Origin of the sequence: Bacteroides sp. ET71, from assembly GCF_023336905.1 — a bacterium.
In the GTDB taxonomy this organism is placed as follows: Bacteria; Bacteroidota; Bacteroidia; order Bacteroidales; family Bacteroidaceae; genus Bacteroides.
The window spans coordinates 33,515-44,412 of record NZ_JAMBLS010000015.1 but is presented as its reverse complement, the minus strand read 5'-3'; the positions used below and the strand labels follow the sequence as shown (position 1 = coordinate 44,412).

Annotated in this window: 11 protein-coding genes; 6 read left to right on the top strand and 5 right to left on the bottom strand. The window is 49.0% G+C overall.

Annotation, left to right across the window (positions count from 1 at the left end):
* Nucleotides 1-51: 51 nt before the first annotated feature.
* Nucleotides 52-903 (bottom strand): bifunctional metallophosphatase/5'-nucleotidase, encoded by an 852-nt coding sequence (locus M3090_RS09390; protein ID WP_410553222.1) that lies wholly within the window; start codon nt 901-903, stop codon nt 52-54.
* A gap of 37 nt (nt 904-940) precedes the next feature.
* On the bottom strand, nt 941-1,729 hold the full coding sequence (locus M3090_RS09385) for a 5'-nucleotidase C-terminal domain-containing protein (RefSeq protein WP_249055547.1): 789 nt from the start codon (nt 1,727-1,729) through the stop codon (nt 941-943).
* A gap of 944 nt (nt 1,730-2,673) precedes the next feature.
* Here M3090_RS09385 and M3090_RS09380 point away from each other — a divergent pair.
* Together M3090_RS09380 and rplS are read left to right on the top strand one after the other, a co-directional pair.
* Nucleotides 2,674-3,081, top strand: coding sequence for a hypothetical protein (locus tag M3090_RS09380; RefSeq protein ID WP_249055546.1), 408 nt, complete (start codon nt 2,674-2,676; stop codon nt 3,079-3,081).
* Between the two features lie 144 nt (nt 3,082-3,225).
* Nucleotides 3,226-3,579, top strand: a complete 354-nt coding sequence (gene rplS / locus M3090_RS09375) for a 50S ribosomal protein L19 (RefSeq protein WP_249055544.1) — start codon at nt 3,226-3,228, stop codon at nt 3,577-3,579.
* 55 nt (nt 3,580-3,634) lie between these two features.
* On the opposite strand, the gene M3090_RS09370 is transcribed toward rplS, so the two are convergent.
* On the bottom strand, nt 3,635-3,907 hold the full coding sequence (locus tag M3090_RS09370) for a DUF4907 domain-containing protein (RefSeq protein WP_249055542.1): 273 nt from the start codon (nt 3,905-3,907) through the stop codon (nt 3,635-3,637).
* A gap of 284 nt (nt 3,908-4,191) precedes the next feature.
* Entirely contained in the window at nt 4,192-4,542 is a 351-nt protein-coding gene (locus tag M3090_RS09365; protein WP_021928858.1) for a winged helix-turn-helix transcriptional regulator, read from the bottom strand.
* A 171-nt stretch (nt 4,543-4,713) separates the two neighbouring features.
* On the opposite strand from M3090_RS09365, the gene M3090_RS09360 reads away from it, so the two are divergent.
* From M3090_RS09360 to M3090_RS09350, 3 genes are read left to right on the top strand one after another with little or no spacing between them, the layout of a single operon-like run.
* Nucleotides 4,714-5,097 carry a nuclear transport factor 2 family protein gene (locus M3090_RS09360; protein WP_021928857.1) on the top strand — a complete coding sequence of 128 codons (384 nt, stop codon included), beginning with the start codon at nt 4,714-4,716 and terminating at the stop codon, nt 5,095-5,097.
* A 12-nt stretch (nt 5,098-5,109) separates the two neighbouring features.
* Nucleotides 5,110-5,649, top strand: coding sequence for a flavodoxin family protein (locus M3090_RS09355; RefSeq protein ID WP_087207705.1), 540 nt, complete (start codon nt 5,110-5,112; stop codon nt 5,647-5,649).
* 4 nt (nt 5,650-5,653) lie between these two features.
* Complete coding sequence (locus tag M3090_RS09350) at nt 5,654-6,286, top strand: flavodoxin family protein (RefSeq protein ID WP_021928855.1); 633 nt, start codon at nt 5,654-5,656, stop codon at nt 6,284-6,286.
* 137 nt (nt 6,287-6,423) lie between these two features.
* Here the strand turns inward: M3090_RS09350 and M3090_RS09345 are convergent, their stop codons facing one another.
* The gene (locus tag M3090_RS09345) at nt 6,424-6,924 is read right to left on the bottom strand and encodes a hypothetical protein (protein ID WP_249055540.1); all 501 of its coding nucleotides are present in this window, start codon (nt 6,922-6,924) and stop codon (nt 6,424-6,426) included.
* 700 nt (nt 6,925-7,624) lie between these two features.
* Between M3090_RS09345 and M3090_RS09340 the strand changes: the two genes are divergently transcribed.
* Complete coding sequence (locus M3090_RS09340) at nt 7,625-10,894, top strand: SusC/RagA family TonB-linked outer membrane protein (protein WP_249055538.1); 3,270 nt, start codon at nt 7,625-7,627, stop codon at nt 10,892-10,894.
* Nucleotides 10,895-10,898 lie beyond the last annotated feature (4 nt).

The following is a 10,898-nucleotide window of genomic DNA, read 5'->3' as shown; positions in this document are numbered from 1 at the left end:
CGTTTTTCTTCCTTCTCGTTATATCTTACATCCTATTTTCCGTCATCGGCCTTATTCTTTTTCCAACCGCATTTTCAACTGCCCCACATAAGCCCCGTTCTTTCCGGTGTGCATCAGCGGGACATGCTTCCCGTCGGCATCGGGCAGCCAGGCTGGCTGTTCCAGAAAAGTATGCGTATGCCCGCCCAATATCAAGTCGATGCCACGAGTGCGGGCAGCCAAAACTTCATCGCCCGGCACTTCTGAATCTATCCCCAACAAGCCCAAATGTGAAAGGCAAATCACAACGTCACACCGCTCGACTCCGCGCAACGTATCGACCACCGCCTGCGCCGTGGCCACAGGGTCTTGATAGACGACTCCCTCGCAACGCGATGCCTGCACCAACCCTTCCAACTGGGGAGAGAGCCCGAAGACACCGATGCGCAACCCTCCACGCTCCAACACGACGTAAGGCTTTACCAATCCTTCGAGCACGGTGCCCTTCACGTCGTAGTTGGCACACACCACCGGAAAACGAGCCATCCGGTAGAGACGCGCCATGTTTTCCAGTCCGAAGTCGAACTCATGATTGCCTATCGTCACGGCATCATAGCGCATCAGGTTCATCATCTGCACCTCCAGTTCACCCCGGAACAAGTTATAGTAAGGGGTGCCCTGCGAGAAGTCACCTCCATCGAAAAGCAACATGTCCGGGTGTTCCTGCCTGAACTGTTTGACAAAAGCAACACGGCGCAACACGCCTCCCAGTCCCGCCAGTTTATCAGCCGCCTGCGGGTCGATGGGCTCTATGCGGCTGTGGGTATCGCTCGTATGCAATATATCCAACTCTTTAGTCTGCTGGGCAAACAATGGCTGTGCAAGCATTGCCACCCCTATCAAAATGAATCCTATCTGTTTCATCCGTTTTTCTTGATTGGTCATCTGCGTTTTTACTCACTCATTTCGACGTACCGCCTGTCAGGACGATTCGGCCTTCCATCCGGGCCGTTACGGCCTTCCCCTGCTTCGCCTGCCGCTCCACGTAATCGATGAACAACGAGCGCAGCGTGGCATTGGGAGGGCAGACACTGCTCTCGGCCTGCCGCAGAGCATACATGCCGTCATTCCCCTCGGCCAGATAATCCAACGTGGCCACGGTGTAAGTCCGCTCGTCATCCACCGGTTGCCCGTCCACCGATGCTTCCAACAGGCGTCCGTCTTTCGACACCACCAGCTTCACGCCACTCACGCCTTCGCCCCGGCGCACGGCGATGTTCTCGAACAGTTGCCTCAACACCCGTCCTTTCAGCGTCATCACGCACAACGTGTTTTCAAAAGGCAATATTTCGTAAACATTCTCCAGGGTGACGTCTCCGCGTGTCAGCGAACTGCGCAAACCGCCCATGTTCACCAGCCCCATGTCTGCCGGCCGGCCCAAGATTTTGACAGCCGCCTCGCGCAGCACATCGGCAATCAAGTTAGACAACAGGCTTTCCGGCCTGCCGGCTTCCATAGATACGGCAGCCTGTCCCAGTACATGCCGCATCGCACTGTCCACCCGGTTCACATAGGGAAGCAACAAAGCCACTGCCGCAGAATCGGGCCGGGCATCCCACGTGGAATCCATCGCCACCAGGCGGCCTTCCACTTTCGTCACCTCGTATGCCGGACGGCAAGCGGCCAGCAACAGACACACCGCCAAAGCCATGCCCGGCAGCAGAGATACAAATCTAACGTATTTCTTCATCTTGTTTACATATTTTTTTAAGAGTCTGTTTAAATATCTCTTTTTCTGTCATCCCGAGCACAGTCGAGGGATCTCACTATGCGCCTGAAAAGTATTAGGGAGATGTTTCGACTACGCTTCGCTTGCTCAACATGACAGAGAGAGTGATTTTTAAACAGGATCTAAGAGTCTGTTTAATAATCTCCTTTTCTGCCATATTGAACGGAGTCGAAACATCTCCCGAATACTCTCGGCACATAGTGAGACCCTTCACTTCGTCCAGGATGACAGCGACAATGAAAAATCAAACGTTCTAAATGCCGGACAAAGGTAGTCATAAAAAAGAGGAAAATCAAATGAAGTTTACAGGCAAGTCGTTACAAAGTTCATCCAAAATCGTTTCTGATTCGAATTTTGTTCGAGTCTAAGAGCTCGAAAATGGAACGAACCTGGTACGACTTTGGAACGAATTTGGTACGACTCGGAATGGCCTTTGTCTGCCGGAGGGAAAAACGCCGGAAACGACGGAAATTTGCTGCGGGATATTTCATAAAAAATGCGGACATTTTTCTTTTTGCAGAAAAAAGGAACCCGCAAACGAAAAAAAATCTATTTTTGTAGCAGAATTTCGAGGCTGTTTAAATATCGTTCTCCCTGTCATGTTGAGCATTGTTCTTTCCCGACAAACGGAGGAGGCAAGAGGGGGTGCGAAGCGGAGTCGAAACATCTCCTGCATATTTTTATCACATAGGGAGATTCTTCACTTCGTTCAGAATGTCAGAGCAAATGAGAATTTAAGAGCCTGTTAAAAATTCATTTTCCTGTCATCCCGAGCGCAGTCGAGGGACCTCACTACGCGCCTGAAAAGTATTAGGGAGATGTTTCGACTACGCTTCGCTTGCTCAACATGACAGAGAGAGCGATTATTAAACAGGCTCTAAACAGGCTCTTCATTTACACATACCATGAGCATAAAAGACAAAAGGTTCGGAATATGGGAAGGCATGATGTTGCTGTGCGGATTTCTGTCTGCCTGGCTCTATGCCTTGAACTTCGGCATCAGCCTGAAACAGATTCCAGCGACCGTGGTGGCTTACGTGATAAGCTGCTTGACGGGCGGTGGCATCGCATGGTTGGTTTATAAAGGCTACAGCGGTTGGAAACGGGCCGGCTATACCTTTTTGTTTGCCACTTTTGCCTATGGCGTCATAGAGGCGGCGGTTCATATTTTATTCCCCAATCCTTATGACGTTAGGCAGAGTTTATTCGCCGACGCCCTTCTTTACTGGTGTTTGGCCTCGCTGTTGCCCGTCCTCCTGTTCTCATTTTTGGCCAAATTTTTTTTCAGGCCCGAGAAGCGGGGAAAAAAGTGAGGACGAAATTGTGGGCGAATAATTTGTGTATCTGCGGAATATTTCGTTCCTTTGCAACCGCTTTCGCGCAATCGCTGTCAGGAACAACAGAGAAAGCCTGGTATGTTGCGTAGTAACGATAACAATTTAACCAACAAAAAGACAATGGACTTAATTAAAATTGCAGAAGAAGCATTTGCTACGGGCAAACAGCACCCCAACTTCAAGGCTGGTGACACGGTAACCGTGGCATATCGTATCGTGGAAGGTAACAAGGAACGCGTACAGAACTATCGCGGCGTTGTTATCAAGATTTCCGGTCATGGTGAAAAGAGACGCTTCACCGTACGCAAAATGTCGGGCACTGTGGGTGTAGAACGTATCTTCCCCATCGAATCTCCGGCCATCGACAGCATCGAAGTGAACAAGATTGGTAAAGTACGCCGCGCCAAGCTGTACTACCTGCGCGCACTCACCGGCAAGAAGGCCAGAATTAAAGAAAAAAGAGCCAACGGATAATCTGAAAGTAAGTTTTATAAAAAAAGGATGCTCCACAAAAGAGCATCCTTTTTTGTCATTTCCCGGCCCGTTTCAGGCAAGCTTCCACTTCTTCGCAAGTCAGTGCAGGAGGCAAGCCATGACGTAGCTTGCGGCACACCAGACGCCCGGTTTCCAAGGCTTCTGCTTCTGTCCGGAAAGGCTGGCGGTGTCCTACGGCCGGTATATAAGGCTGACAAATGAGTGTATCACCATTCTGCCGGACCACATAACCATAACCTCCCGGCACCTGCAAGACACGGCAGTCCAATCCGTCTGAGCCGGCACAAGAACAGGATAAGCCTGTCATCAACGACAAGCTTATCCCTACCCAAATTAGCCATCTAAGTACCAGAACTAAAGCCAATCTTATTAAAACCCAATTGGAATTTCTTTTTTGTAGCCACACTGCCAAGAGTTTGTCGAAAAAAACGATATTGAAATAGGAATATATTAAAAATAAGCTACTTATAAGCATTTCTCAAAAAACGAGGTAATGACTTGGAAACAGTCACAAATTCTGCAATATGCGGTAAATTTCTGTCAAACAACTCTTGTCTTAGCGCAAAGATAGTGAAAAGCAACCAAATTCTATTACCGTTTCCCATATTTCTTTTCAAATAATTCTGTATTCTTCTCTCCCCATGCAATCATAGCATCGATGATGGGAATAAGCGTCATCCCCAACGGAGTGATAGCATACTCCGAACGAGGAGGCAGTTCAGGGTAGATGGTCTTCGATACGAGCCCGTCCTCTACCAGTTCCTTCAGTTGCAAGTCGAGCACACGAGGCGTGGCTTCGGGAAATATCTTGTGCAATTCACTGGGACGCAGGGCACGGTGGCGCAGTTCGTCCAAGATGCATGACTTCCACTTGGAATCAATCAGGCTCATGGTCAGCCGCAAGGGACAGTCCAAATCTACGGGTATCTTTCTTTCGTACATGGTTTTATCTTTATTGAATGTTACGCCTACAAAGGTAAGGATAATATATCGTAACGGGTATATACCGAATAATTTTTCAGTATATGAATAATTTTTCGGTACTTGTGCAAACTGGAGGAATCACCTACCTTTGCAGCATCAAAACAAGATAATCAATTAAACATTAGCATCATGAGAGCAAATATCGAAGAGTACAAGGCAGTGGAAGAAGCTGCCATGAAGTTTGTGAAAAGTGTGGCAGAAGGCAACAGCAAGTATGCCCGCGAATTGTTTATTGACGAAGCCGTCTTATTCGGCTACTTGGACGGGAAGCTGGAGCACGGCAGCATCGAGCAGTTCTACCACAATGTGGACACCGTAGGCGCAGGCGATGACTTCAAGGCACGCATCGACGTGGTGGACGTAGAAGAGACCCTCGCCGTGGTGCGCGTGCTGGAAGAGAAATGGGGAGGCCGTATCGACTTCACCGACTACCTGCTGCTGATGAAGATGGACGGCGAGTGGCGGTGCGTGGCGAAGGCGTACAATCAGAATTCGAATACCATTCAAAAGTAAGGAGGAAGCGTCATGAAGATAACAGTTATTACGGGAAGTCCACGCAAGCATGGCAACAGCTTTGCCATGACGGACGCATTTATCAGGGAAGCGGAGACACTCGGCCACACGGTGCGACGATTTGATGCCGCACTGATGAAGATAGGCGGTTGCCGTGCCTGCCAGACCTGCTTCAAGACGGGCAAGGCTTGTTCGTTCGACGACGATTTCAACCTTATCGCACCTGCCATTATGGAAGCCGATGCTGTTGTATTCACCATGCCAACCTACTGGTATTCCATCCCGGCACAGATAAAGGGTGTGATTGACCGCCTGTTTTCATTCGTGGTGGGCGGAAAGGATATCGCCGGAAAGAAATGCGGACTGATAGCCTGCTGCGAAGAAAACGACGTGACGGTAATGGACGGCATCCGTATGCCGCTGGAACGTTCTGCCGCTCTGCTGAAATGGGAGATGGCTGGCGAAGTGCTTATTACTGGAGTATTGAACGAAGGTGACATCAACAAGACGGACGGCTGCAAGCAAGCGGCTGAACTGGCGCATAAATTCTGAACGTATGAAGGTATTGTTGATTAATGGCAGCCCGAATCAAACGGGCTGCACCTATACCGCCCTGCACGAAGTGGAAACCACCTTGCAGGCAAACGGCATTGAGACGGAATTGCTGTATTTAGGCAAGAAGCCCATAGCGGGCTGCATCGCCTGTGGAGCCTGCATGAATACAGGACATTGTTTCCGCGACGACCTCGTGCAAGAGATACAGAAACGGCTGGATGAATTTGATGCCATCGTCATCGGTTCTCCGGTTTATTACAGTGCACCAACGGGGCAACTCGTTTCGTTCCTGAACCGCCTGTTCTTCGCCACGGAGAACCGCATGGCGGGCAAGCTCGGCGCATCAGTAGTATCGTGCCGCCGTGGTGGAGCCTCCGCCACCTTCGAGCAATTGAATCAATATTTCACTATTGCGAATATGCCTATCGTAGCATCGCAATACTGGAACTCGGTACACGGCTTCACACCCGACGATGTGCGCAAGGACAAGGAAGGCTTGCAGACCATGCGCATCTTGGGGCAAAATATGGCGTGGTTGCTAAAGTGCATTGAAAGCGGACGGAAGAACGGCGTTCGCAAGCCGGAATATGAACCGAGAATGCGGACGCACTTCATCCAAGACAAATATGAATAACCAAACTTAACAAGAAAACTTATAGATTTTTGAGTAGAGGATGTTTCCTGTCCGATTTTGAATTTAACCAATGGGAGGATAGCAAGCGGTTTTGGTCTGCCCCAAACACAAACTTGCTACCCTCCCGTTGGCATCGTTTATAATCTCATGCCCTTGTCTCTCCTAAGCGGCTTAACAGTCCTTTTAATGGATGAGAACAGCCTGCCAAACTGTTCCTTGAACCATTCGCCAATCAGTTGCCCATTGATGGCGTCGCCTGGCTTCTGACAGGCAAACCAACGCATGGCCTTGTTGACTGCCTGGAAAAAAGTAGCGAAACGCAAGTCTTTCTCCACCAGATAATCCAACGCATCCAACCTGAAACATTCAGCCGCATAACCTTCTCTGTCGGCTATGAATATCACCCGAGTGTGCGGCGACAGCATACGGCAAAAGTCCATGCCACCTACCTCTCCGGCCGATACAGGGACAATCCCGACAACATACACATCGACCCTTGACACACAATAGGCCCTCAAGGCTTCCAGCGTATCCGTATAACAACCGCACAAACGTAAAAAAGGCATATCTTTCATCCATTCCTGTAGTTTTTCTACCATCCTTGCATCCGGATGCAACAAAGCGCAAGTCAATTCCATAACACGTTTATTATATATCAAAATGACGACGCAACTTGAAAAAGGCTGCCGCAAAGACTAAAACATTAAGATTCTTTTAACAGATTCTTCTCTTTATCCAATGTTGCCTGTACATCTACACGTTTCTTCCAAGAACGCATTTTCCTTGAGATTCTCTGTCTTAAAACGAACAAAAAAAGCGTTTCCTACTGTAAAATATGCTGTACAACACATTTGATATTCAAAAAATTATCACCTTGGTAGAATTGTATTAGATTAAGATAAAATAATATCATTATCCAATGTCATTATCTCCTAAATTTGTCCTCGAAATAAAAGTATTTAGAGTCTGTCGTACAAATGTACGACAAGCTCTTATACAAGAACAGACTATCAACTTTGTTAACGAGACAACATTAAGAGCCTATTTAAAAATCGCTCTCTCTGTCATGTTGAGCAAGCGAAGCGGAGTCAAAACATCTTCCTAATACTTTTCAGGCGCGTAGTGAGATCCCTCGACTGCGCTCGAGATGACAGGAAGATGAATTTTAAAAAGGAGCTAAGCTAAAGAATAAATATAATAAAAGAAGGAGATTTATGGAAAAACAAACCTGAAAACCAAAAACACTATCCGGCGGGTAAGAGCATTTTAGAAAGGCTCCCCCACAAAATTCATGAAGCAATTACTGAATGTTCCTATTATTAATCTAAAACAACCCACATGAATTTAACCATCAGAAAAACAGTTTTGCTGACGGGGTTATGTGCCACGTGCATGTTAGGAACCCCTCCCAGGCTATGGGCAACCCAAGCCTATGCAGTAGAAGCAGTACAGCAGACGAAGAAAATCAAAGGTACTGTTTCTGACAATATGGGACCGATAATCGGTGCCAATGTGTTGGAAAAAGGTACAACCAACGGAGTCATTACCGACATTGACGGTAACTTTGAACTGAATGTAGCACCGGGTGCTACCATTGTCATTTCTTTCCTCGGATATACGCCCCGGGAAATAAAAATCACTAACCAGACCACGCTGGATGTCATGCTGCAAGAAGACTCCGAAATGCTGGAAGAAGTCGTGGTCGTAGGTTACGGTACCATGAAAAAGAGCGACCTCTCCGGTGCTTCAGTCTCTATGGGTGAAGATGACCTGAAAGGCTCCATCATCACGAACCTGGACCAATCGCTGCAAGGACGTGCGGCTGGTGTGACGGCCGTCACAACCTCCGGTGCCCCGGGTTCTTCATCGTCCATCCGTATTCGTGGTCAAGCCACCATCAACGCTAATGCAGAACCGTTGTACGTCATTGACGGTGTGATTGTGCAAGGCGGCGGACAAAGCGGTGCCGACTTCGGTCTGGGCGATGCTTTGGGAAATGGTTCCGTATCAACCATCTCTCCGTTGTCCACCATCAACCCGGCGGATATCGTAAGCATGGAAATCCTGAAAGACGCTTCGGCCACAGCCATCTACGGTGCACAGGGTGCCAACGGCGTTGTGCTCATCACCACCAAGCGTGGTAAGAGCGGCGAGGCCAAGTTTACCTACGACGGCATGTTTGCTGTTCAACGGCAGACCAAGCGACTGGACATCATGGATCTGCGCGAGTATGCCAACTTCTACAACGACTTCGTGTCTGTAGGTGAAGCCGACGAAAGCCCCTATTTATCCGATGTCAGCGTATTGGGTAAAGGTACCAACTGGCAGGATGCCATCTTCCAGACTGCCATGCAACACCAACATCAGGTAAGCGCACAAGGCGGCTCGGACAAGATACAGTATTATGTATCCGGTTCATACATGGACCAGGAAGGTACCATCATCGGCAGTGAATTCAGCCGCTTCAGTGTCCGCACCAACCTGGATACCCAACTGAAAAAATGGTTGAAACTGGGACTGAGCGCCACTTACTCCAGCACAGACGAAAGCCTGAAACTGGCGGACAGTTCCGAAGGTTTGATTAACTATTCACTGACCACCATCCCCAGCATACCTATATACAATGTGGACGGCAGCTATTCGTCCGTATCACAGGAAGGATATACCAATCCGAACCCGGTGGCATTGGCTTTGATGGATGACATTTTGCTGAACCGCCAGAAGCTGACCGGTAACATCTTCGCGGAAATCACGCCTATCAAAAACCTGGTATGGCACGCCGAACTGGGTTACGACATCAGCGCCAGCAAGGCTGAACGCTACGAGCCTATGGTAGACTTGGGTACCTGGAACCGCGACAGTAACTCGAGCAGCATCCAGAAAAACAGCTCCACGTTCTGGCAATTGAAGAACTACCTCACTTACAACGGCAGTTTCAAAAAGCACAGTTATTCTGTCATGCTAGGTCAGGAAATGTGGAAATCGGACTATAACTTCTCCAGTGTAGCCAATACGGATTTGCCTTCCGACGTGGTGCACAACCCAGCCTTGGGTGATGGTACACCTACCATTAATTACGGTTTTGGCAGCTCGACCATGGCCTCTTTCTTTGCCCGCGCTACGTACAATTACGATGACCGCTACCTGGCTACGTACACATACCGTTATGACGGTTCGTCCAACTTCGGCCCGGAAAACCGTTGGGCAGGCTTCCATGCCATCGCCGCTTCCTGGCGTTTCTCCAACGAGAAATTCTTCGAGCCTCTCCGCAACATCATCAGCAACGGTAAGTTGCGCGTGGGCTGGGGACAAACCGGTAATGCCAACATCGGCGGTTACCGCTGGGGTTCTGCCATCTCCATCATGCCGACTGGTCTGGGCATGAGCTATCGTCCGGCCAACATTGCCAATACGGGTATCAAATGGGAGTCGCAGGAACAAATCAACATCGGTTTGGATTTAGGCTTCTTCAACGACCGCGTCAACCTGACAGTGGATTGGTATCGCAAAGAATCCAAAGACATGTTGATGCAACTGCAATTGCCTTCCTACATGGGTACAAGCGGTAATGCCTCTTCCGCATTGGCTGCACCTTGGGGCAACTACGGACACATCCGCAACACCGGTGTGGAACTGACATTGAACACGCATCCGCTGATTGGCGAGTTCCAATGGGATTCTGATTTCCAGATTTCCGTCAACCGCAACAAGCTGGTAGCCTTGTCGGGCACAAGCGCCGCACAGATTGTAGGTTATGGCCAGTGGACGGATGTGGTGACGGTGACAAACGTCGGTGAATCGTTGTATAACTTCTACGGTTACGTGACCGACGGTGTTTATGAAAGCCTGGAAGACATCCAGACTTCTCCGAAACCGGCCAACAGCTACCCGGGCAATGGTGTATTCAACAAGAACAATACGGTATGGGTAGGTGATATCAAATACAAGGACTTGAACGGAGACGGTGTTATCGATGAAAACGACCGCACGAACCTGGGTTCTCCGATGCCTAAGTTCACCTTCGGTTGGACCAATACGTTCCGTTACAAGAACTTCGACCTCTCGCTGTTCATCAACGGTTCGGTAGGCAACAAGGTATTCAACTACATGAGCATGTCATTGACTCACATGAACTCGACGTGGACCAACCAACTGAACTCGGTGAATGGCCGTGCACGGATAGTGCCCATCAACGCCAACAAGGATTATTCAAACGGCGTAGTAATCAACGGGACTACGGTATGGCACTGGTATGACGATATCACCAACGTGCGTGTGGCCAACCCCGGCACTTCCATCCCACGCGCCACTATCAATGACCCGAATGACAACGACCGTGTCAGTGACCGTTATATTGAAAACGGCACCTATGTCCGCCTGAAGAATATCACGCTGGGCTATACTTTCCCCAAGAAGTGGACAAACAAGTGGCACATCGAAAACTTGCGCCTCTATGCCAATATCCAAAACCTGTTGACCATTACCGGTTACGACGGCTATGACCCCGAAATCGGTGTCAGCACATCTGCTGCCAATGTAATGGGTCTGGATAATGGCCGTTATCCGTCGCCTACGGTTTATTCCTTCGGTTTGAACGTTACTTTTTAACTCT